The following is a 23,973-nucleotide window of genomic DNA, read 5'->3' as shown; positions in this document are numbered from 1 at the left end:
CTGTCCATTCTCCTGTGAGGCCTCCTTTGAACGCCCCCGCTTCCTTGGCTGCTGCGATCGCCGCCAGCCTGATCCTGCTTGCACACTCCGCCGCCGCCCAGGACGCCACCACACTGGATGGCGTGCGTGTGACCGGATCCAAGCGCGATACGCCGTACCTGAAAAGCGATTTATCCGTGACCGTGCTTGACCGGCAAGCGCTGAAAGAGGCTGGCGTGGTCGACTTCCGCGACCTGGACAAGCTGGCACCCAACGTGAAGTTCAACGCCATGGGCCAGTTGAGCGACATGTTCATCTCGATCCGCGGGATCGAATCCAATCCCTTCCTGGTCAACCGCGCATCGGTCTACATCGACGGGATTCCGTTCCGTGAACTCAGCAATGCCGTGCTCAACCAAGTCGAATCGGTGGAAGTACTGCGCGGCCCACAGGGCACGCTGTACGGTGCCAACAGCGAATCGGGGCTGGTTCTGGTGCGCACGCGCGGGCCCTCTGATACGCCAGAGGGTGAGCTCACCCTGCGCAGCACGTGGTTCGGCAATGGCAACGGTAACAGCCTGGACGGCTTTCTCGCCGGACCGTTGCGACCCGGCGGCGACCTGTCCGGCTCGGTGGCCTTCATGGCATCGGACGACGACAGCTATCTGCGCAACCTGACCCCCTTCGGCGGTACCCGCGGCCAGGTCGGTGAGGGTTACCTGCAGGGAAAGCTGCGCTGGCGACCCAGCGATTATGTGATCGTCAATGCGCTGGCCTACCATCTGCGCACGCGGGCACCGGGCATGTTCGAGTACGAGTACCTGCCCTTGGACGTGGGCCTGTACAACCGCACGTATGGGGAAGCGCTCAACGGCGGTCGCCGCGCGGGCGACTTCACCTACATCAACGACGCCCCCAAGCGCACGGAGAACGACGAGAGCGTGGCCGGTGCCAGCGCGCAGTGGCAGTTGGCGACCGGCACGGTGGACCTTGCCACTTCTTACCGTACCCAGGAAGACACCTCGGCCGGCTATGACTTCGACATGACGCAAAGCGCTGCACTCGCCGGGCGCATCCATGACGAGCAGACAGCCTGGAACGCCGAGGCACGCTTCAGCTCGCTCGATGACCGGCCCTTTACCTGGATGGCCGGCGTATCGACCTACCGCACCCACAAGGACTCGGTACTGGGCACCTTCGTCGGCCCCATCACCCGCGGACTGGACAGCTACCACCTTGCCCCGCGGCAGACCGCCAAGGGTGAGGACTACAGCGCCTTCGCCACTGCCAGCTACCGCCTGCCGACGCTGCCCGAACTGACCGCCAGCGTGGGTCTGCGCCACGAACAGGCACGGCGCTCCACCGAGCAGCGCGCCGGTTCACTCGACCTGGCAGCCGGCGGGGTGGTGCGCTACCGCGACGCCGCACTCGCCCACACCTTCAGTGCGACGCTGCCGCGCGTATCGCTGCGGTATGACGCCAGTGAGGATCTGGCGTTCTACGCAGCCTCTGCCAAGGGCTACATACCGGGTGGCTTCAACCTGGCGGCGGCACAGAGCGATGTCATCAACGCGAAAGTGCTGCGCTACGAATCGGAAATGATGTGGAGCCACGAACTGGGCTTCAAGATGAACATCGGCGCAGGGCGTGGTCATGTGGGCGGCGCGGTGTTCCACATCACCTCCGACAACTGGCAGGAAATCCAGCTGGCCGTGGATGCCGATGGCCGGCCGATCTCTTCGGACTACGTAGGGTCCGATGCGTCGATCCGCTCACGGGGCGCAGAACTGGAGGGCGCCTACGCGATCACCCCCGCGCTGACCCTTACCGCCAACGCCGGTTACGTGGATGCGAAATACACCGCCCTGCAGGCGTCGGCCAACGAGAACCTCGCAGGCAACCGGGTCAAGCTCACCCCGCATTACACCGGCTACGTGGCAGCCCGTTATCAACATCCGTCCGGCCTGTTTGCACGGGTGGAATCGGCGTTCACCGGTTCGAGTGCGCTCGACGAGCGTAATCGCGCGTTTCAGCCCGCCGTGGCCATCCTGGGCGTGCAGGTAGGCTATGTGCACGGCCCCTGGAGCACACGCGTCTTCGTGCAGAACCTGACCGACAAGCGCCGCATCAACGGCTTGATCTTCGACAACCTGGCCTTCGGTCGCGACGGCAATTACTACGGCCCGATCGACAATCCACGCATCATCGGCGCCGAGATCAGCTACACGCTGTAACGGCGACGCGCTGGGGGGGCAACCCCTCCGGATCGGAAAGACAAAGACAACCAACAGCGTGCGCTGCCGTCGGTAGTGACGGCCGCTGGCCGTCAGGCCGTTGCCGCCGTAGCGCCGAGCCGTGCTCGGCGGAAAGGCAAAGGCGCCGCGCTGCGCGCTCGCCGAGCGTGGCTCGGCGCTACCCACCGCGTGCACGCCCCGATCCCGGTCAGAACCGCGCTGTTGCACCCACGAAGAATGTCCGTGCGCCACCGTCGTAGTTATTGCCTTCTTCGATGGTCGATACGTCGCCGACGTTCAGTACGCCGGCGCGCAGGGTCAGGCTCTCATTGACGTCGAACCCGGTCACCAAATCCACCGTGGTATAGGCCTTGGCGAAGGTCGCACTGGTGGCCGACACCAGCTGCTCGCCGATGTGCTGCGCGCTCAGGTTCAACGACCACGCATCGGTGACCTGCCAGTCCAACGAGGTGTTGCCGGTGATCTTGGGCACCACCAGCAGGCTGGCGCCGGTGCTGCGGTTCTTCGATTCCAGCATGCGCGTGGCGTTGGTGGTCCAGCTCAGGCGCTCATGCAGGGGCACGGTGACGCTGGCTTCTACGCCACGGGTGCGTGCCTTCTGCACGTTCTGCGCCACCGTCCACCAGAATCCGTTGACGAAGCTGGTGGACTGACCGGGAATCTCGCGCAGCGGTACCTGCTGGATCTTGTCGTCAAAATCGGTCAGGAAGTAGGTTGCCGATGCGGACCAGCCGCCCTGGTCGAAGCCCACGCCGATCTCGTAATTGGTGCTGGTTTCCGGTTCCAGGTCCGGGTTGCCCGCCATATAGCAGCCGGTAGTGCCATCGGCACTGACCGAGCGGTTGGTCCAGCCTTCGGCGGTCAGCGCGGTGCAGCCATTGCCGCCGCTCTGGGTCGCCGCACCGGCCGTGCCCTGCTTCAAGGTGGGCGCGCGGAAGCCTTCCGAGACACCACCACGGATCGTCCACGCATCCGCCGGATGCCACACGCCGTAGATGCGCGGGCTCAGGTTGTCGTCGTAGTTGTCGGTGTTGTCCCAGCGCAGCCCCACCGTCAGGATGAAGCGCTCGTGCAGGGTGATGTGGTCTTCGGCGAACAACGCCCACGAATCGGCTTCTGCGGTGGGACTGATCCGTCCCGTGCCGGTCCAGGTCACCGGCACGGTGCCGATGGTGTTGTTGTTCTCGAGCTGCTCGCGCTTCCACTGGCCCCCGACGTTGATGTTCTGTTCGAAGCCCCAGTCAAAGCTGCGGGTGAAGGCGGTATCGAACACGGTCTCCTTGGCATGGTTGCCGACGGTGCTGCCCTTGTCTTCGTAGTCGTTCTGCACCAGCGTGGTCTTGGACGTGGACGCATCGCCGTAACGACCGTCGTGCATCACCACGTAGCCGGTCTGCACCAGCTTGGACAAGCCCCATGCGCCGACGGCACCGGCCCCGTTGTTGCGCTGCTCGCCACGCGATGCCTCGACGCCCACCGTGTGGTCATCGTTGATGCGCCAGTTGAGCAGGGCGTTGTAGTTCTGCGCCTTGTTGCCGGGTGTCTGCCGCGCGCCGGTGTCGGATTCGCGGTTGGTCACATTGGCGCCCACGCGCAGACCGAGGTTCGGCGTCAGCGGACCACTGAACAGCGCGCCCATCTGGGTCGTGTTGCCGCGCGTGTCCGAGTCGGGCTTGCTGTAGTTGTAGGTGACCGAGCCGCCCCATTCGTTGGCGATCTTGCGGGTGATGATGTTGATCACCCCACCCATGGCATCGGAGCCGTACAACGAGGACATCGGCCCGCGTACCACTTCGATGCGCTCGATCATGTCCGGCGAGAGCCAGTTGAGATCCTGCGGTCCGAGGTCGTCACGATAGTTCACGCCCGACGAATTGCCTTGGCGGCGGCCGTCGATGAGGATCAGGGTGTACTGCTCGGGCAGGCCGCGCAGTTTGATCTTCGATTGCGCACCCGACAGCGCGTAGCCACCGGTGACCCCGGGGACGGTGCTGAGCAGTTGGCCGATGCTGCTGACCGGCTTGCGTTCGATCTCCTCGCGGGTGATCACGCTGATGCTGGCGGGCGCATCGCGGATCCACTGCTGGGCGCCCGTAGCGGTGACCACCACGGTGTCCATCTGCTTGGCCGACGCGGCGTCGGCGCTGGCCTCGGCGTGGGCCTGAGCGGTGATGACGAGACCGACGGCCGCCGACAGGGCGGCCACCGTGAGGCGGGAAAGGGGGGAGGGGGACAACATCGACGCAGTACTCCTGAAAGAGAGGGGTCCGCTGGCGATGGCTGGGACATCCGTGTGGGGTATTTCAAGCTTCCTTAACAATCGTATCACGAACCATTCGCATTTGACACGTGGCGTTACGTTGTCATGTTCGGGAATGCGGTGGTGGAGCCAACGGTAGAGCCGGCTTCAGCCGGCTGCTCTTCGCGAACGGCCCGCTGCGCTCGCCGAGCATGGCTCGGCGCTACCGGACGATACCTTCGCCCCGGCGGCACCGGCGGCATCATCGGTGGCGCTCACGGTAGAGCCGGCTTCAGCCGGCGCTCTTGGCATTCGGCTGTTCTCCGCGGACTGCCCGCTTCGCTCGCCGAGCACGGCTCGGCGCTACCCGCCAACGGCCCGTTCGCTCGTCGAGCCTGGCTCGGCGCTACCCGGAACCAACCCGGCTGGTCTCTGGCATCGCAAGGGCCAGCACGCACGCCAATGCTGCAATCGCGGCCAGGCTGAGGAAGGCGGCATCGTAGCCGGCGAACTGCACGATCACGCCCGCCAGGGCGGGGCTGAAGGCCGCACCCACGCCGAACGCGGTGGAGACAGCGCCGAGGGTGACGTTGAAGCGGCCGGTTCCTTGGGTCAGGTCGCTGACGATCACCGGTAGCAGTGCGCCGAAGATCCCGGCGCCAATGCCATCAAGCAGCTGCACGCCCAGCAGCCAGTACGGTGCATCGGACAGGGGATACAACACGCCGCGGATCGGCAGGATGAAGAAGGCGATCAGCAGCAGAGGGCGGCGGCCCCAGCGGTCGGCGCGGGCGCCGACCAGCAGGGCAGCCGGCACCATCACCAGCTGCGCCGCCACGATGCAGGCAGCGGTGAGGGTGGTGGCCAGGTGCGGGCTGGACTGCGACAACTTCTGCCCGACCAGCGGCAGCATCGCCGCGTTGGCCAGATGGAACAGCGCACAGCACGCTGCAAGAATCACCAGCGTACGGTTGTGCAGCAGATGCATGATTCCAGCGGGCGCGGCCGGCTCGGACGTCGCGGCTGACAGGCCGCGCGCCTGCTGATGGTCGATGGCGGCGGCCGGAATCATCAGCACGGCGCCGACACTGGCCAGTGTCATCACCGCCATCAGATAGAACACCACCACCGGCCCACCGACATACGCCAGGCCACCGGCCAGCACGGCCGCGACCGCGTTACCAGCGTGGTTGAAGGTTTCGTTCCGGCCCATGCGGCGGGCAAACGCGCGTTGGCCGCCAATGCCCAGCGACAGCGCGGCAATGGCCGGTGCGAAGATCGTCCCGGCCACCGCGCTGATTGCCTGGGTAAGCGCGACCAGCGTGAACGAGGTGATCCACGGCAAGACCACGCAGCTGACCGTCACCACCAAGGCGGCGATCACTACCGCCGCGCGCTTGCCGTTGATCCGGTCCATCAACGCCCCGGCGGGCGTCTGCGTCAGCAACGCAGCAAGCCCTGCAACGGTCATCACCACGCCGATGCTGGCCGGCTCCCACTTGTGCACCGCCAGCAGATAGATGGCCAGATACGGCCCTAGTCCGTCGCGGACATCGGCAAGGAAAAAATTCAGCCCATCGAGACCCCGTGCGGGCGTTTGCGAAGCAGAGGGAGCAGAGGGCGTTGGGGTCACGGGGGACTCGCGGGGAGGGGCAGGGTGCCCGGCTGCAACGGCATTGGCACGTTATGCGCGTGCGCCTGTGACGGCTGCGTGGCGTGTTCGGCAAGCGCTCCCCGCATCTGCTTACGCCTCGCCCGCAGGCACCGGTTCTACTTTCGCACGGCCGTGGACGAGCACCCGTGAAGCGTGATGCGGTTGCTCGATTCCGGCAGGGTGGCGAGCCGCTGTGCATGCAACGCGTACACGCTTTTCTGCACGCAAAGCAGACGCGATGCCACGCATGCTCCGGAACCGGATATGGCGGATTTTTCATGCAGCGGCCCACTCTTTTTTTTCTGCACGCATTGGGCGCAAGCCGAGACGAATGGCGGGATGTGATCGCCACCCTGGAGCCACAGTTCGAGTGCGTGGCCCTGGACGTACCCGGCTTTGGAACCACGCCAAGCGCAGGACGCCTGGATGTGATTGCGCTGACGGACTGGTTCTGTGCGGAAGTGGCAGACCGTGCGCCGCCCTGCTGGTTCGCCATCGGTCACAGCATGGGCGGAAAGATCGCCACGCTTGCGGCGGCGAGGTCACGCGATGGGCTGCTGGGATTGGCCGGACTGGGGGGTGTGATCCTGGTCGCAGCCTCCCCGCCGTCGCCTGAGCCGATGGATCCGGCGCGGCGCGCGGAGATGCTGGCCTGGTTTGGCCGCGGTGCGCCCCAGCGTCAGCATGCGGAGACGTTCGTGGACAACAACGCGGCATCCATGCTGCCGCCCGCGTTGCGCGAACGTGCCATCGCCGACGTGCTGCGGTCGCAGCCGGAGGCGTGGGCGGCGTGGCTGCTGCGTGGCAGCCGCCAGGATGTCGCCGATGCGGCAGGAACGCTTCACGTACCCGCACTGATCATGGCCGGCGCTGAGGACGGTGACCTGGGTGCGGACGCGCAACGTCGGCTCAACCTACCGCACTACCCAGTGGCCACGTTGGAGTGCATCCCCGGTGCGGCGCACCTGTTGCCCTATGAAGCTCCGCACGACGTGGCGCGGCTGATCACGCTGCAGGTAGAACGCAGCCAGGCACGGCGCCTGCCCGATGACTTCATGCGCCTGCTCAACAGCAACCGGGTGGTCCCGCGCATGCGCAGTCGGCTGTTGCAGCGTCATGCCGGGCCAGCGCCGGATGCCCGCGGAGTACTCTCCGACGGGCAGCGTGCCGTGCTTGGCGCATTGGCGGCGGCCGTCCTGGATGGGCAGGCCGATGGCCTGGATCTGGCGCGCCGGATCGACATCGCCCTGGCCAACGAGGAAGGCGACGGCTGGCGTTTCGCCGACCTGCCCGCCGACGTGGCCGCATGGAAAACCGGGCTGGACATGCTGCAGCAGATGGATTTCGGCGACCTGCCGACCAGCGACCAGGCCGCGCTGCTGACGGCGATAGCACGGGGTGAGCATCCTCTTGCGCCGGACAGCGCGTTCAGCACGGCGCAGCTTGCGCACTGGTTCGAAGACGCGCGCGCCACCGTGGTGCGCACCTGGACCAGCCTGCCATCCACCTTTGCGCTGATGGGTTACGACGGCTTTGCGGTGGGCGGCGACGGCCGGCACAGCCTGGGCTACACGCATACCGAGGCCGACCACGGCGAGGACTGGCAACTGCGGGGAGCACGCCCATGATGCAGGCCACGCCGTTGCACCCGGTCGATGCAGTGGTCATCGGCAGTGGGGCAGGGGGCGCGCCGCTGGCCGCACGGTTGGCGGAAGCCGGGCTGTCGGTCGTCGTGCTGGAAGCCGGCGCCGCATTCGACTCTGAAGATCATCTGGCCGATGAACTCACCTCCGGCATCTACTGGATGGAAGAACGGCTGAGCGGCGGCAGTACGCCCACCGCGTTCGGCCCCAACAATTCCGGCACCGGACTGGGCGGTTCGACGCTGCATTGGGGCGCGTTCTGTCCGCGACCCGATGCCCGCGACATGCAGCTGAAGACGTTGACCGGACAGGGCGAAGACTGGCCCATCGCCCACGCGGACCTCAGCGCTTACATCCAGCGCGTGGAATCGTTCATCGGCGTGGCCGGACCTGCCTACTATCCGTGGGACAGCACGCGTCACTATGCCTATCCGCCGCCCTTGCGCAATGCCTCGGCGCAGGCGATGCAGCGCGGTTGCGCGGCACTGGGTATTCAGGCCACGGACGCACCTGCGGCTTTGGTGACGCGTTCGCGTGAGCAGCCCGGCTTCGGCACGCGCAGTGCCTGCAACAACTGCGGTGCCTGCCACCAGGGCTGCAGCAACGGCGCCAAGACCAGCATGGACAGCACGTGGCTGCCACGCGCCCGCGCGTTCGGCGCGCAGCTGCGCAGCAGTTGCCGCGTCACGGATATCGAACGCGACGCACGTAGCCGCGTCACTGGCGTGGTCTACCACCAGAACGGCGTCGAGCAGCGTCAGCGCTGTGCCGCCGTGTTCCTGTGTGCCGGCGGCATTGAAACCCCGCGCCTGCTGCTCAACCTTGGCCTGGCCAACGGCAGCGGACAGGTCGGGCGTAATTTCATGGCCCACGTGGCGACCCAGGTCTGGGGCGAGTTCGGCGCCGACATGTGCATGAACCGCGGCTACCCGTCGTCCTTGATCAGCGAAGATCAGCTGCGCCCGGACGCCGCCGCGTTCGTCGGTGGCTATCTGGTACAGAGTCTGGGCGTGCAGCCGGTGACCCTGGCCACCACGCTCGCCCGGGGTGCGGGACTGTGGGGCGCGGCGTTGGTTCGCACACTACAGCGTTATCGACGCCTGGCAGGCATCGGCATCAACGGCGACTGCCTGCCGCAGGCAGCAAATCGGCTCTACCTGTCCGACGAAACCGACGCGTTCGGTCAGCGCAAGGCGCGCATCGATTTCAGCTACGGCACCAATGAAACGGCGTTGAACGTGCATGCCACGCGCACGCTCACCTCGATCTGGCAGGCCGCCGGTGCCAGCGGGATCTTCAGTGCCGAACGCTCGGCCCATACCTTGGGCACCTGCCGGATGGGTACGTCCCGGGAGCACGCGGTGGTGGACCCGGACGGCCGCAGTTTCGACATCGCCAATCTCTATATCTGCGACAACTCGACCTTCCCCAGCGCACTGGCAGCCAATCCAGCACTCACCCAGATGGCGCTTGGGCTTCGTACCGCTGAAAGGTTCCTGGCCACGCACGGCCTGGGACGCACAACCACAGCCTGAGGAGGCGACATGGATCTGGGTATCACAGGGCGCATCGCACTGATCAGCGGCGCCGATTCGGGAATGGGCAAAGAGACCGCCCGGCAGCTGCTGCAGGCCGGCGTGCGCGTTGCCATCACCGATGTAGCCGACGGCACGCTGGATGAAGCGCTGGCCGAGCTCAGTCCGCTGGGCGAGGTGATCGCCATCACCGGCGATGTCACCCGCGCCGCGGACGTCGATACGATCTGGGCCAAGGTGCGCGCCGATCTGGGCGAGCCGGACATTTTCGTCAACGCCGCCGGTGTGACGGGCGCTACCGGTGATTTCCTCGATGTGGATGACGAGGGCTGGCTGCGTACGCTGGACATCAACCTGATGGGCGCGGTGCGGATGTGTCGCCACGCCGTGCCGGCGATGCGCGCGCGGGGCTGGGGCCGCATCGTGCTGTTCGCGTCCGAGGATGCGGTGCAGCCCTATGTGGATGAGCTGCCGTACTGCGCATCCAAGGCCGGCATCCTCACCTTGGCCAAGGGGCTGTCGAAGGCGTACGGGCCAGACAACGTGCTGGTAAACACCGTGTCGCCGGCCTTCATCCACACCCCGATGACCGACGCGATGATGGAGAAACGCGCAAAGGAAAAGGGCATCTCCTTTGACGAAGCCGTTGCCACCTTCCTGGACGAAGAACGCCCCGGGATGGTGCTCAAGCGGCGCGGGCGGCCGGAAGAGGTGGCGTCTGCCGTGGCGTTCCTGTGTTCCGAACGCGCCAGCTTCATCAACGGCGCAGGCATCCGCGTGGATTCGGGCTCGGTCTACACGCTGGCCGGCTGACCCACGGCGGTGGCGCCGATGGTGGCGCCCGCGGTGGCGCCGATGGTAGAGCCGGCTTCAGCCGGCTGCTCTTCACATTCGGCTGGATCCCCGCGAACGGCCCGCTTCGCTCGCCGAGCATGGCCCGGCGCTACCAGCCGGTGCCCTCGCGCCGGCCGAGCCGACGCGTCTCGGGCGATGCCTTCGCGCATGCGGAACCCATGGGGCGGGGCGCCGTATGATGGCTGGGCTCTCTTCCTCGCTCCGGAATCCAAGGTACGCCTCTCGCCATGCACGAACTGATCGCCCGAACGTCCCGCCCGCCCGCCTTCCGTATTGCCGCCTGGTTGCTGATGCTGCTCGGCATGTGGCTGGCGCTGCGCCTGGGGTTGGTGGTGACGCTGCTGTCGGGCCTGCTGGTGTTCCACCTGACCCACCTGCTTGCTGGCTCGGTGGAAGGCAAGCTGCCGCCGGGACGGGCCCGCGCCATGTCGGTCATCGTGCTGGCTGTGCTGATCATCGGCGGGTTGAGCTTGGCAGGCGTCGGCATCGCGGCGGTGTTCCGCAACCAGACCGGTGGCCCCGACGTACTGCTCGCCCATCTGATGGACATTCTCAACAGCTCCCGCCATCAGGTGCCGGCCGTGCTGCGCGCCTACATTCCCGAGGACATGGACACGCTGCGCACCGCACTGAACGAATGGGCCGCCGAACACCAGCGTCAGCTCGGTGTGGCCGGCACGTCGGTCGTGCAGGTGGGCGTGCGGGTATTGATCGGCATGGTGCTGGGCGCGATGGTCGCGCTGTATGACGAAATGCCGTTGTCGCGGATGGGTCCGCTGGCCCAGGAAATGGTCGGCCGCATCAGCCGAATGGCCGTGGCGTTCCGCCAGGTGGTCTTCGCCCAGGTCAAGATCTCGCTGTTGAACACGCTGTTCACCGGGATCTTCGTGCTGATCGTGTTGCCGCTGTTCGGCGTGCAGTTGCCGCTGGCCAAGACGCTGGTGCTGATCACGTTCGTCGCCGGGCTGCTGCCGGTGGTCGGCAATGTCATCTCCAATACCATCATCACCATCGTCGCGCTGTCCGTTTCGTTCTACGTCGCGGTGGGCGCGCTGCTGTACCTGGTGGTCATCCACAAGCTGGAGTACTTCCTCAACGCGCGCATCGTGGGCGGCGAGATCCGCGCACGGGCCTGGGAGCTGCTGCTGGCGATGCTGCTGATGGAGGCGGCGTTCGGACTGGCCGGCCTGGTCGCCGCGCCGGTGTTCTATGCCTACATCAAACGCGAGCTGCTCGACCAGGGCTGGATCTGAGCAGCGCACGCCGCAGAACGCCGACCGTGTGACCGGTCGGCGGTTGCAATCACGGCTGGCTGCTGGGCGCCACGTGCCGATCCAGGAAGGAGCGGATGACCGGAATGATCTCCTGCGCATGGGTTTCCAACGCAAAGTGGCCGGTGTCGTAGAAATGGATCTCCGCATCGGGAATGTCCCGCGTCCACGCCTGCGCGCCAGCCGGCAGGAAATACGGATCGTTGCGGCCCCATACCGCCAGCAGCGGGGGCCGCTGCGTACGGAAGTACGTCTGGAAGGTGGGGTACAGCTGCACGTTGGAGGCATAGTCCAGCAGGAGATCCAGCTGCACGTCGGCGTTGCCGGGCTGTGACACCCGCAGCCCTTCCAGGATATAGCCATCCGGTGGCACCCGGGTGGGGTCGCTGACGCCTTCCAGATACTGCCATTTGATCGACGCGGCGGTGGGGAAGTCGGCCAGCGCGGCGCGGTTCTTTGCCGTGGGTTCTGTCCAGTAAGTGCGGATCGGATCCCAGCCCTTGGCCAGCCCTTCTTCGTAGGCATTGCCGTTCTGCGAGATCAGCGCCGTGATCCGTTCCGGATGGGCGGTCGCCAAGCGCCAGCCGATCGGTGCGCCGTAGTCGTGCACCATCAAGGCATAGCGGTCGAGCTTGAGCTGTTCGGTGAAGCGTTCCATCGTCCTGCTCAGGTTGTCGAAGGTGTACGCATAGACATCGCCGGCAGGCGACTCGGTGTGGCCGAACGACGGCAGGTCCGGTGCGATCACATGGTAGGTGTCGGCCAACGCGGCGATGACATCGCGATACATGTACGACGAGGCTGCGAACCCATGCAGAAGCAGCACGGTGGGCGCGTTTCGGGGGCCGGCTTCCCTGTAGAAGATCCTGACATCACCCACCTGCTCGTAGCGGTAGTGGACAGGGTTGGCGGAGGGTGTGGCCAGCGCGCTGCCTGCAGTGAGGGCGGCAGCCACGCCGAGCGGAGCAAGGAGGTGATTGATCTTCATAAGTCTCGCCATGTAACCGTGGTGGAGTGTTTTTGCAGGTTACGCAGCAAGATGGTAACCTGTCAATCTAATTTACGGAGGTTACATATGCCGCCTTCAGACGCGACCGCCCCCCTGTTCGTCGCCAACGACCTGGCGTTGGACTTCATCAACTCGGCCTACGGGCCGCCCACCGCACCGGTGGACGTGCTGGTGGACGACGCGGCGGTGGTGCTGTGGCTGACGGAGGCCGGCGTCGTCGCGGCAGGCAGCGTGCGTGCGCCGAAGGGGCTGCTCGCACTGGCGATCGCCCTGCGTGACGAAGCGCGTGGCCTGCTGGCTGCTGGGAGGGCAGGGCAGCCGTTGCGTGCGGACCGGGTCAACGCGGTGCTTGAAAGAGGCAGGCCCGTGCTGGAATTGAGCTCAATGCCCAGCGACGCGACGCCCGTGCTGGTGGAGCGTCGTCGCGATGACAGCCCCGAGGCCTTGCTGCAGCCGGTCGCGCTTGCGCTGGGGCAGCTGTTGGCGGGCGGCGATCTGCAGCACGTCGGCCAGTGTGAGGCGCATGACTGTTCGCTGCTGTTCCATGACACCACCAAATCCAGGAAGCGGCGGTGGTGCAGCATGGCGCTGTGCGGCAACCGGATGAAGGTTGCCGCGTTTCGTTCGCGCCGGCAGTTCGTGCCGACTCAGGGATAGATTCCAGCAGTGCGGGTGATCTGCGCGGCCCCTCCCTGGAAGCGTACGGGGAGTGCGCATAGCGAATATGGGAATGTCCAACGATCATTTAGATGTGGCGACGCGACATGAAACAGTGGGCCTCCGTTCACGATCCCCACGGAGTTCCGCCGCCCATGTCCACCGCCCGTTCTGCGTCGCCGTTCAAGGTTTTCGGCGCGTCAACTTTGTCGGCCATGCTGCTGCTGGCCGCGCCGCTCATTTCCTCAGCGGCGGACAACGGCTCACCCCTGCGCACGTATCTCGCCGCCAAACGTGAGGCCATCAAGGCGCAGTCGGCGCAGCCTGCCGCACCCATCGCGATCCACGCAAAGGTCACGGCCGAAAGCCGCTCCGGCGTACGTCGCCTGCGCATCGGGCCCACGGGCGAGTTCCAGTACATCAGCGATAGTGGCCGCAACTACGCGGGCTACAACCTCGGCGCCGGTTCCTGGGACTCGCTGGTCGGCACCTTGGCCAGCGCCGTAGCCGATGAGTACATCGTGCAGGCAGCCGAGCAGAATGTCCCGCTTGATGCGCTGGACGTGGTGTTCACCAGCATCCCCGAGCGCAAGAGCGAGAGCCTGGCGTACCCGAACAATCTCTCCTATGTGGCCTACATCGACTCGCCTGCCACCGACGCGCAGCTGCAGACGCTGAAGCGCGCGGTGCACGAAAATTCCTCGGCCATCGATCTGGTAACGCGACCGCAGCAGGTCAGCCATGCCGAGGTCGAATACCTCCATAGCGATGCGGTGCGCGACCCAGCGTTGCCGCCCGGTCTGCGCGATTTCATCACCGAGGAGAAGCGTCCCGCGGTGCTGGCCAGGCAGGGTAAGCCCGCCTCGGGCAAGGGCAAGCCCGCCGATCCGGAAACCCTCGTCGCGCGCGCCCATATCGAGCCGCGCACCGGCCTGCGCCGCGTCTTCCTGGGCAAGGACGGTTATCACCAGCAACTGCACGACAGCGCGCCCGGCCTGCTCGGCTATGGGCTGGCGCCGACGGTGGAGGAACACCTGCTCGGCGTGACCGGCACCTGCCTGACCCACATCTTCGAGGTGCAGGCCGCCGCACGGAACGTGCTGTTGGATTCGTTGGAGCTGACGGTTGATGGTCAGCTGAGCCCGCGCTTCGGCAGCAACATCCAATCGCCCGCACGCTACAGCGGTATCCGTTACAAGGTGCGGATTGAATCGCCTGCATCGGAACAGGAGATCGACGCGCTGCGCCAGTCGGTCGAGGCCACGTGCCCGCTCTACAACCTGGTCAAGGACGAGCAGAAGCTCGAAGGCAGCATCGTCCGCGGCGCCTACGCCGAAGCGACGAACCACGCGCGATAACGCACGCCGCGATCCAACCGGCCGTGCCCTGCAGCCATCACCTGGGGATATTCAATGAGTCGCACCCACCGTTCGCAGCTGATCGCGAAAAGCCCGTGCCATGCCCTGCACGGCCGCCGTCCTCATCGCGGTCGGCTGGCCTTTGCCCTGTGCACGCTGCTTGCGCCGGCAGCGTATGCCGCCGAAGAAACGGGCGTAGGGGCTGCGCCGTCGCAGGGCTCGAATGCCCGGTTGCTGGACAAGGTGTCGGTGCTGGGCTCGCAGATCGCCGGGGGTGGCGCGCAGGCCGCGCTGCCGGTGGTCGCGGTGGACCGGGAACAGATCGACGCCACGGGAGCGACCAACGGCAACGAGTTGTTCCGCAGCCTGCCGCAGTTCGGTGATGTCGCCGTCACCGAGAAGGGCACGACCAACGCAGGACGAAACTCCAATGTCGCGCGTGGTGACGTGGGTTCCATCAACCTGCGCAACCTGGGCTCCAAGTACACACTGCTGCTGATCAACGGCCGGCGCACGGTGCAGCACCCGATCAGCAACAGCGGCGACGACACGACCTACAACGCCAATGCCATTCCCACCTTCGGCCTGGAGCGGGTCAACCTGCTGCTGGATGGCGCGGCGTCCATCTACGGATCCGATGCCGTGGCAGGCGTGGTCGACCTGGTGACGCCGAGCAACCTGCAGAATGGCGGTGGCATCAAGGTGAACTACGGCAAGGTGGCTGATGGCCATCGCGAAGACATCTCGCTGGACGGCTACTTCGGCAGTGATTTCGCGGAGGGGCGCGGCAACATCTCGGTCCTGTATGGCGTCTCCAAGCGGACGGCGCAGCGCAATTCGGACGCATGGTTCACTGCCACCGATGGCCGCCGTCCCCTGGGCGATGGCACCAGCGTGCCGGATCCGAACGGTACCTCGGGCTTCAGCACACGAACCCCATGGGGTCATTTCGACACCTATGCCGGCAGCCGGCGCACAGGCAGCTGGCACGTCGATCCCGCCAGCGGTTCGCTGGTGTCCGGCGCGGTACCGACGCGCTATCACTATGATTCCGCGGCCGAGCCGGGCATCACTTCGGCACCGTCCATCAACAAGGGAAATGTCTTCGCCAGCGGTCGCTTCGATGCCACCGACAGCCTGCAGCTGTTCGGGGAACTGGGTTACTACCGGGCCACCTCCGAATCCTGGGTGAGCAGCGAGTCGGGCTTCGGCGGTGACGGCTTCCTGCTGCATATCCGCCCGGACGCCTATTGGGTGCCGGACGCCTTGCGCGGCGCCGACGCGATCCGGCTGCTCAACTACCAGTTTGCGGATTCTGGGATCCGCCGGGTCAAGGTGGATAACGATCAGTCGCGTGTGCTGCTGGGCGTGCGCGGCTGGACCGACGGCGGCTGGAACTGGGAAACCGCTCTGCTGTATTCGCGTGCACGCAGTACCGACACGCAGCAGGGCGGGCTGACCGATGCTTTCATCGCCGCGGTGAACCGTACCGATGCCGGTGCCTACAACTCCTTCAGTGGCGGCGATCCGGCCAGCATCCGGCTGGGCGATGCCACGCCCTACGACACCTCAGCGTTCATTGGCGAGGCCACCCGCGAAGGCACTACGGAGCTGGCGCTCTGGGATTTCAAGATCAACCGTTCGGACCTGTTGACCTGGTACGCCGGTGACATCGGCTTGGCGGCAGGCGTTGAGTACCGGTATGAAAGCCGTGAAGATGATCGCGACGAAAACATCGATGGCAGCCGTCCCTATACGGACTGGTATACCGGTACGGTGGCGGCCAGCAACTTCTTCACCCACAGCCCCCGGCCCGATGTGCGCGGCAGCCGCAACGTAACGTCAGCGCTGATCGAACTCGCCGTGCCGCTGATTTCCCCCGCGCAGGGCATACCGCTGGTGCAGTCCCTGGATCTGCAGATTGCGGGCCGCTGGGAGGACTACAGCGATGCCGGCAAGGTGGCCAAGCCGAAGCTGGCCGCCGCGTGGAAGGTAAATGACAGCCTGTTGCTGCGTGGCTCGGTCAGCGGCGGCTTCCGCGCGCCGGGACTGGAACTGGTGAACTCCCCGCCGACCTACGGCTTCGGCTTCAACAACGATGCCATCCGCTGCCACGCGCTGATCACCAAGGGCGCCCAGCCCGACTACAGCGCCTGCTTGAATGCTTACAGCAGTGGCTCGTCGGTCAAGCCCTCGGTGAGCGCCGTGACCTCATACGGTGACGACGTGAAGCCGGAAACCACCCGGCAGTCGTCATGGGGCGCGGTGTTCGAGCCGCAGTTCCTGCCGGACTCCCTGGGCGCGATCAGCCTGAGCGTGGATGCCTGGCGGGTGCAGGTAGAGAATCCGATCAATACCCTGGGTGAGGAGCTGTTGTACGACGCCTATCTGCGCGTGGTGGAGGGCAGCAGCAACCCGAACGTGGTGCGTGCGGCCGTCACAGCGGAGGACACCGCGCTGTTTGCAGGCTCGGGTCTTGCGCCTGCGGGCGTGGTGACGCACGTGTACAACCGATATCAGAATCGTCGGCCACTCACCGCGTCGGGCGTGGACTACAACGTTACCTGGCGCCTGAGTGAGACGGCCTGGGGCAACTTCGCCTTCCTGCTCAGTGTCAGCCAGCTCAAGGAATACACCCAGCAGAAACCTGCCGAGGTGCAGCAGGTCGCGGCCGCCATTGCCAATGGTCAGTTGAACATCATCGCGCCAGACCTGGGCGCGGCCAACGAGGTCGGCATCAATGGGGCCAAGCCGGAATGGCGGGCCAGCGCGACGTTGATCTGGAACCTGCAGGACTGGACGGTCCGCTTGCGCGATGACTACATCGACAGCGTGACGGCCGGCGCCTATGCCGATCGCACGCCGTTCGTGGTGGGCTCCACCCAGCGCTGGGCGTTGTCGGTCAAAAAGGAGTTCAACAGAGGACGCCTGAAGGGGACGGCGGTGGAAGTGGGGGCGCGCAACCTGTTCAACGAAGAGCCGCCGCTGAATGCCACCGGCAGCTACCTGAGCGCGTTGCACGAAACCTACGGACGCTACGTCCACCTCGGCATTTCCAAGAACTGGTGACCTGCATGAAGACGCACACGCTAGCCTCTGTCCTTGTCATCACCCTGCTGGCGGGGGCATGCAGCCCGCACGACACGCCTGCGCCGGAGACGTCCGCAGCCGCGACGGCAGCGCCGGATTTCAAGAGCGAACACGCCGAGTGGGTGCAGGAACGTACCGCGGATCTGGGCAAGCCCGATGGGTGGACCAGCCTGATTGGCCTGCACTGGATCGAGGCCGGAACGCAGAGTGTGGGCGGTGCTGAAGGCAATGCCATCCGCCTGGCGATCGCACCGGACCGCTTGGCCCAGCTGGAGCCGCGGGCCGATGGCCTGTACTTCACGCCGGTGGACGGGGCGCAGGTCACCGCCGATGGCAAGCCGGTGCAGGGAGAGATACGGCTGGATCCAGAAGGGAAGGGCGGTGGCACCACGTTGTCCTATGACGAAGGCAAGGGACAGATCACCGCGATCAAGCGCGGACAACGGCTGGCACTACGGGTGCGCCATGCCGATGCGCCGGCCCGCCTGCACTTCGGTGGCCTGGACTTCTTCCCGGCCGAGGAAAGCTGGCGTGTGCAGGCGCGTTTCGTGCCACATCCGCCCGGCAGGACGCTGCCGATCGTGAACGTGCTCGGCGAGGTCGCGGATAATCCGAATCCCGGCTACGTCGTGTTCGAGAAAGAAGGGCGGGAGTGGAAACTGGAAGCCTTGGGAGATCCGACGAAGAGCTTGAACCTGATGTTCCAGGACCAGACCACCAGCCGGCAGACCTACGGGGTGGGTCGCTACCTGCGCACCGATGCGGTCGCGGCAGACGGCACGGTCACGCTGGATTTCAATCGCGCGTACAACCCGCCGTGTGCCTACACGGACTTCGCAACCTGCCCGTTGCCACCGCCTGAGAACCGTTTGGCGCAGCAGGACGACAACCGGCAGCTCGTGCGACTGGCGGTCGTGGCAGGCGAGAAGAAATACGCCTTGGCGCTGCACTGACGTTCGTCGCGATCCGGTAGCGCCGAGCCGCGCTCGGCGGAATGCATCCGGCACCGCGATGCCGGACGCAGGCCGCGCTCCGCGCTCGCCGACCATGGGTCGGCGCTACCACGCCGGATCCCCGGTCGGCGCGCGACCCGGTAGCGCCGAGCCACGCTCGGCGGATTCCTTCCGGCGCTGCGATGCCGGCAGGCCGCGCTGCGCGCTCGCCGACCATGGGTCGGCGCTACCACGGCGGATCCCTGCTCGGCGCGCGACCCGGTAGCGCCGAGCCACGCTCGGCGGAATGCATCCGGCACCGCTATGCCGGACGCAGGCCGCGCTTTGCGCTCGCCGACCATGGGTCGGCGCTACCACGCCGGCTCCCCGGTCGGCGCGCGACCCGGTAGCGCCGAGCCACGCTCGGCGGATTCCTCCCGGCGCTGCGATGCCGGACGCAGGCCGCGCTTCGCGCTCGCCGACTATGGGTCGGCGCTACCACGCCGGCTCCCGGTTGCGCCGCGCCATTACGCCGCCGGGGCGCTCCACACGCACATCAGCCGGCTGATGGCGGCATCCATGACCTTGAGACTCACCCCATCACGGGCGAGGGGAGAGAGGCCCTGCAGGAAACTGTCGAAGACGCAGGTCAGCGACGCAGCATCGGCGTCCGCTCCGAACTCACCCGCCGCGATCGCGCGCTCCACGCACGCACGGATGCCAGCCCGCGTGTGGGCGCGTGACCGGGTCAGCGGCGCGGTCACCGACGCAAGCTCGGGCGTGGGCGCGCTCATGACAGCCAGCGTCACCATGCAGCCCTTCGGGTGGCCGCGTTCGCACTGCATCCTGGCCGACTGGCGCAACGCACGCTCCACCGCCTGTTTTGGTGCAAGCGTGGTGTCCCATAGACAGTGGGTCACCTGTGCATAGGTCGACAGATAACGCTCAGCGCATTCCTGAAACAGCGCCTCCTTGGATCCAAACGCCGCGTAGAAACTCGGCGCACTGATCCCGCCGCCGATGGCTGCCTTGAGTTGGGACAGTGAGGTGGATTCGTAGCCCTGCTGCCAGAACAGGTGCAGCGCCTGATCCACCGCGGCGTCACGGTCGAAACTGCGTGGTCGGCCCATCTGTGCCATGGCGTCCTCCGATGCTTACATAAATACTATTCGATACATATCTCGTTGACAAGCCGCGATGCCACGCCTATATCTATATCGGTCGATACACATCTGCCAGACCTTCCACCCCTCGGGTTGACCCCTATACGCGAGCCGGTGCGGCAGGATTCCCAACCCAAAGGACACTGCGTGACTTCCCCCACCTCCACCACACCTGCTGCGGGCCCTGCGCCGCTGCCCATCGCTGCGCTGTTGGCGCTGGCCATGACCGGCTTCATCTGTATCGTCACCGAAACCCTGCCGGCGGGGCTGCTGCCGCTGATGTCCGATGGGCTGGGCATTACGCCCGCCTTGGCAGGACAGACGGTCACCGCCTACGCACTGGGCTCGGTGATTGCCGCCATTCCGCTGACCATCGCGACCCAGCAGTGGCGGCGACGCAACGTCCTGCTGCTCACCATCGTCGGCTTCCTTGTATTCAATTCGATCACCGCAGTGTCCAACGACTATGCACTGACCCTGGTGGCCCGCTTCTTTGCTGGCGCCGCAGCGGGCCTGGCGTGGAGCCTGCTGGCCGGCTATGCCCGACGCATGGTGCAGCCCGACCAACAGGGCAGGGCGATGGCCATCGCCATGGTAGGCACACCGATTGCCCTGTCGCTCGGCGTGCCGCTGGGCACGTGGATGGGCGGCCTGCTGGGTTGGCGCACTGCGTTCGCTGCCATGTCGGCGCTGACCGTCGTGTTGATCGTCTGGGTGCTGGTCAAGGTGCCGGACTACCCGGGCCAGTCAGCCGCCCAGCGCGTCCCGCTGCGCAAGGTGCTCACCACGCCGGGCGTGCGTCCGGTGCTGGCGACCGTCATGGCATGGATGCTGGCGCACAACATCCTTTACACCTATGTGGCTCCGTTCGCGGCCAACGCCGGGCTCGCCGAACGCGTGGACGTGCTGCTGCTGGTCTTCGGTGTTTCGGCACTGATCGGCATCGGCGTGGCAGCCAAGCGGGTCGAGCGACACCTCCGCAGCACCGTGCTGGTGTCGTTGGCCACGTTCTTCGTGATCTGCGTGACCCTGGCGTTCCTGCAGCAGCTGCAACCGGTGGTGTATGTCTGCGTGGCGATCTGGGGCCTGACGTTCGGCGGTGCCGCCACACTGCTGCAGACGGCGTTGGCCGACAGTGCGGGCGAGGGCGCCGACGTGGCGCTGTCACTCAACGTCGTCGCCTGGAACCTGGTCATCGCCGGTGGCGGTGTCATGGGTGGGGTGCTGCTGGACCAGTGGGGGGCGCAGACCTTCCCGGCGGCGATGGCGTTCCTGCTGGCCGTTGGCTTCTGCATCGTCTGGCGCGCGCGACATCACGGATTTGCGGCTGGCGCACGCGCGGCGGTTGCCGGGCACTAGGCCGTCATCGGGTCAGGAGGGACGGCCGCATCACAGCGGCCGCCCCTGCGGGTGGTGTCATAAACCGTTGATGGGAAAGACCTTCATTATTCTTCAGACAGTCATCAGGCCCTTCATTTGATGGCATGGTCCGCTGCGGACTCCTCTGCTGGAGTGTGCCCATGTCGATCCTGCTTCGCCTGTTTCCTGTCGCCGTCCTGCTGCTCGCCGCCACCGCCGCGTGCGCTGCTCCTCCCATGGCCGTGGCGGAGGATTGGCCCGCCGGCGACCCGGCAGGTCACGGCTTCGATCCTGCGCGACTCGCCGCGCTCGATGCGGCGATCAACAGCGGCCAAGCGCCTGACACCACCAGCGTGCTGGTGCTCCATCAGGGCGCATTGATCCACGAGGCGTACTTCAATGGCGCTGACCGGGAGACGCTGCACAACACCCGCTCGTTGACCAAGAGCGTCACCGCACTGCTGGTGGGGGCGGCCATCGACCGCGGCCAGATCGACGGGGTGAGCGCACCGGTGCTGGGCTACTTCCCGGACAGGACGCCCGCGCACCCTGGCCCCTTCAAGGACGCCATCACCCTCGAAGACCTGCTGACGATGAGTGCGGCGTGGGAGTGCGATGACAACAACAGCTTCTCGGCCGGCAACGAAGAACGCATGTACGTCAGTGCCGACTGGACCGGGTTCACCCTGGACCTGCCCGAGCGCGGCTACGCGCCGTGGAATCTGCGCCCGGCCGAAAGCCCGCACGGTCGCGCCTTCGCTTACTGCACGGCCAACTCTTTCCTGTTGGGCGCGATCGTCGAACGCGCTACCCACATGCCATTGGCGCAGTTCGCGGCCGACGCGCTGGAACGGCCCTTGGGCATCCGGACGTCGGTGTGGCAGCGTGCTTCAGAAGGCGTCGGCATGGGCGGCGGCGGCACCCAGTACCGCAGCCGCGACCTCGCCAAGCTGGGGCAGTTGATGCTGGACGGCGGTCGCTGGAAGGGTAGGCAGGTGATCTCTGCCGATTGGATCGAGGCCATGACCCAGGTGCGTGCGCAGACTCCGTTCGACGCAGAGTACGGTTACCAGATGTGGCGCTTCACCTTCAAGGACGGCGCACGGCTGCTGCACGCGTGGACGATGTCCGGCAATGGCGGTAACGCGGTATTCGTGGTGCCCGAGAAAGCGCTGGTGATGGTGGTGACGCGCACCCGCTACAACCAGCGCGGCATGCATGAGCAGACCCGGGCGCTGCTGCAGGATTTCATCCTCACCGCGCCGCAGTAGCCTGCCGTGCGTCTTCGGGGAGGATGCCCGATGCGATGACGCGCGCCCGTTCGGTCGCCACGTGGGCCTGCACTGACTGCAGCACCGCGGCGAATCCGGGATCGGTACGCAACGCGCTGAACAGCGGTGACACCCGTAGATACGCGGCATCACGGTAACCGCTGGCAACAGCAGCGTTCAGCGCTTGCAGGGCGGTCTGCCGGTCGCCCGCCAGCTCGGCGAGCAGGGCCGCTTCCACCCCGTCCAAGGGGTCGGCACCCTGCGCAAGCCCGGCCTGCAACGCGGCGGACTGCTGACGCAGCACGGTCGCAGCGGGCACAGGGGTTGCGCCGGTGATCCAGGCGACGGTGCCGGGCAGGCTGGCGTGGGACTTCAACGCCCGTGCCTGCAGGGCAGCACTGCGGGCACCGGGCTGGTCACCGCGCTGCAACGCCAGCTCCGTCGCCAGCAGATACAGCGCGGCGTGCTCGGTCCCGCGTGCCATGGCCTCGTCCAGCGCCGCCTGCGCCTCCGCGGTGCGGCCTTGTCCATACAGAAAGACGGGCCAGGCACTGTTGGAAAACACATTGTCCGGATACAGCTGGAAGCTGCGCCGGTAACGCGCCTCGGCCGCCGCGGTGTAGCCCAGCAGCTCCAGGTTCGAGGCCACCTGCACCGGCCAGAAGCGCACACGTTCCGGATGACGCACGGCGAGGTTTGAAGCCAGCGCATCATGCAGGCGCCCCTTGCGGGCATACAGATACGCGGCCGAGGCGCGGCTTGCGTCGTCGTCGGGGTCCAGCTGCACCGCGTGCTCATACGCGGCCAGCGCGGCGTCGACCTCGCCCAGGCAATCATGCGCATAGCCCAACGTCGCATAGGCCGCGGACCGCTCCGGGCTGCGCACCACCACGGCCTGCGCCAGCGTCAACGCCTGCTGCACATCGTTGCGGTTGCCATTGTACAGGCACGCACGCGCGGCGAGCGCGCGGGAAATCCCGAGCTGGGCCGGCATATCATCCGGCACCTCCTGCAAGCGCTGGCGGTACAGCGCCAGGGCGCGTTCGTTGTTGTCGCGCTGGCCGATGGCCGCGTAATAGTCCGCACGCTCCAGCAGCGGCGATGCGCCATCGCCCACGGCGGCCGGCCATTGCCACCACGCAAGTCCAGACAGCGTGAGGACCAGCAGTGCGGCGGCTCCGATGATCATCGGCGTACGGCGCGGCGGAGGCGTGAGCTGCGTGTCCGCCGATGCATCCGGCACCGGCTCGCTGCACAACTGATAGCCCTGGCCGCGCACGGAGCGCAGATAACGCGCCTGACGCCCGTCGTCGCCCAGTGCCTGGCGCAGCAGGCGGACGCGCTGGGTCACCGTCTCTTCGTTGACATGCGCGGGCGCCCACACGTTGGCGATCAGGTCATCGAAACCGACGACCCGGGTGCCTTGGGTGATCAGGTAATGCAGTAGCCGAAAGCTGAGCCCGGCCACGTCCACGACCTGGCCGCCCTCACGGACCACGCGCTGCCGCGCCACATCGATGCGCAGGTCATCAAGGCGGTAGTGCAGGGGCAGGGTGCCGGCGGCCTCAGCCATGGAGGAACACAGCGCTACAACGGGTCAACGGGGTCACCTGGCGGCTGCGGGTCGTGGTTGCCGAGGGTAGCAGGCAGTTGCGGTCATCGGTGCTTGCCGATGCGGCAGGGGTAGAATGCAGGTCAGGGCG

Annotated in this window: 16 protein-coding genes; 11 read left to right on the top strand and 5 right to left on the bottom strand. The window is 66.4% G+C overall.

Annotated elements, in window-relative coordinates:
• The first annotated feature begins 26 nt into the window (after positions 1–26).
• A complete protein-coding gene (locus IFT65_RS01315) occupies positions 27–2,213 on the top strand; it encodes a TonB-dependent receptor (protein WP_249404978.1) in 2,187 nt (728 codons plus the stop codon).
• A 208-nt stretch (positions 2,214–2,421) separates the two neighbouring features.
• Here the strand turns inward: IFT65_RS01315 and IFT65_RS01310 are convergent, their stop codons facing one another.
• Both IFT65_RS01310 and IFT65_RS01305 read right to left on the bottom strand, forming a co-directional pair.
• The gene (locus IFT65_RS01310; protein WP_192079516.1) at positions 2,422–4,473 is read right to left on the bottom strand and encodes a TonB-dependent receptor; all 2,052 of its coding nucleotides are present in this window, start codon (positions 4,471–4,473) and stop codon (positions 2,422–2,424) included.
• 406 nt (positions 4,474–4,879) lie between these two features.
• Positions 4,880–6,106, bottom strand: a complete 1,227-nt coding sequence (locus IFT65_RS01305) for an MFS transporter (protein WP_192079511.1) — start codon at positions 6,104–6,106, stop codon at positions 4,880–4,882.
• A gap of 299 nt (positions 6,107–6,405) precedes the next feature.
• Between IFT65_RS01305 and IFT65_RS01300 the strand changes: the two genes are divergently transcribed.
• The 4 genes from IFT65_RS01300 (at position 6,406) to IFT65_RS01285 (ending at position 11,413) form a co-directional block, all read left to right on the top strand.
• Positions 6,406–7,755, top strand: coding sequence for an alpha/beta hydrolase (locus IFT65_RS01300; RefSeq protein ID WP_192079510.1), 1,350 nt, complete (start codon positions 6,406–6,408; stop codon positions 7,753–7,755).
• On the top strand, positions 7,752–9,305 hold the full coding sequence (locus IFT65_RS01295; RefSeq protein ID WP_192079508.1) for a GMC family oxidoreductase: 1,554 nt from the start codon (positions 7,752–7,754) through the stop codon (positions 9,303–9,305). Before IFT65_RS01300 ends, IFT65_RS01295 begins: the two co-directional genes overlap by 4 nt.
• A gap of 9 nt (positions 9,306–9,314) precedes the next feature.
• A complete protein-coding gene (locus IFT65_RS01290; RefSeq protein ID WP_192079506.1) occupies positions 9,315–10,118 on the top strand; it encodes an SDR family oxidoreductase in 804 nt (267 codons plus the stop codon).
• 269 nt (positions 10,119–10,387) lie between these two features.
• Positions 10,388–11,413: an AI-2E family transporter gene (locus IFT65_RS01285; protein ID WP_192079504.1), complete on the top strand. Its 1,026-nt coding sequence runs from the start codon at positions 10,388–10,390 to the stop codon at positions 11,411–11,413.
• Positions 11,414–11,462: 49 nt separating this feature from the next.
• Here IFT65_RS01285 and IFT65_RS01280 read toward each other — a convergent pair whose 3' ends face one another.
• The gene (locus IFT65_RS01280; RefSeq protein ID WP_192079502.1) at positions 11,463–12,419 is read right to left on the bottom strand and encodes an alpha/beta hydrolase; all 957 of its coding nucleotides are present in this window, start codon (positions 12,417–12,419) and stop codon (positions 11,463–11,465) included.
• 87 nt (positions 12,420–12,506) lie between these two features.
• Between IFT65_RS01280 and IFT65_RS01275 the strand changes: the two genes are divergently transcribed.
• From IFT65_RS01275 to IFT65_RS01260, 4 genes are all read left to right on the top strand, one after another.
• On the top strand, positions 12,507–13,097 hold the full coding sequence (locus IFT65_RS01275) for a CGNR zinc finger domain-containing protein (RefSeq protein ID WP_192079500.1): 591 nt from the start codon (positions 12,507–12,509) through the stop codon (positions 13,095–13,097).
• 155 nt (positions 13,098–13,252) lie between these two features.
• A complete protein-coding gene (locus tag IFT65_RS01270; protein WP_192079498.1) occupies positions 13,253–14,455 on the top strand; it encodes an OsmC family protein in 1,203 nt (400 codons plus the stop codon).
• A gap of 54 nt (positions 14,456–14,509) precedes the next feature.
• Positions 14,510–17,524 (top strand): TonB-dependent receptor, encoded by a 3,015-nt coding sequence (locus tag IFT65_RS01265; RefSeq protein WP_192079496.1) that lies wholly within the window; start codon positions 14,510–14,512, stop codon positions 17,522–17,524.
• Positions 17,525–17,529: 5 nt separating this feature from the next.
• A complete protein-coding gene (locus IFT65_RS01260; RefSeq protein ID WP_192079494.1) occupies positions 17,530–18,498 on the top strand; it encodes a DUF1684 domain-containing protein in 969 nt (322 codons plus the stop codon).
• Positions 18,499–19,004: 506 nt separating this feature from the next.
• Here IFT65_RS01260 and IFT65_RS01255 read toward each other — a convergent pair.
• Positions 19,005–19,616 (bottom strand): TetR/AcrR family transcriptional regulator, encoded by a 612-nt coding sequence (locus IFT65_RS01255; RefSeq protein ID WP_192079492.1) that lies wholly within the window; start codon positions 19,614–19,616, stop codon positions 19,005–19,007.
• A gap of 171 nt (positions 19,617–19,787) precedes the next feature.
• Between IFT65_RS01255 and IFT65_RS01250 the strand changes: the two genes are divergently transcribed.
• Positions 19,788–20,999: an MFS transporter gene (locus IFT65_RS01250; RefSeq protein WP_342365823.1), complete on the top strand. Its 1,212-nt coding sequence runs from the start codon at positions 19,788–19,790 to the stop codon at positions 20,997–20,999.
• Between the two features lie 161 nt (positions 21,000–21,160).
• Positions 21,161–22,270 carry a serine hydrolase gene (locus IFT65_RS01245; protein WP_249404977.1) on the top strand — a complete coding sequence of 370 codons (1,110 nt, stop codon included), beginning with the start codon at positions 21,161–21,163 and terminating at the stop codon, positions 22,268–22,270.
• Here the strand turns inward: IFT65_RS01245 and IFT65_RS01240 are convergent.
• A complete protein-coding gene (locus IFT65_RS01240; RefSeq protein WP_249404976.1) occupies positions 22,254–23,843 on the bottom strand; it encodes a winged helix-turn-helix domain-containing protein in 1,590 nt (529 codons plus the stop codon). The genes IFT65_RS01245 and IFT65_RS01240 overlap by 17 nt on opposite strands.
• Positions 23,844–23,973: the final 130 nt, after the last annotated feature.

The sequence above is a fragment of the Stenotrophomonas sp. CFBP 13725 genome (assembly GCF_014841935.1).
In the GTDB taxonomy this organism is placed as follows: Bacteria; Pseudomonadota; Gammaproteobacteria; order Xanthomonadales; family Xanthomonadaceae; genus Stenotrophomonas.
The sequence above is the reverse complement of the archived record's forward strand: the minus strand, read 5'-3'. Positions and strand labels throughout refer to the sequence as shown.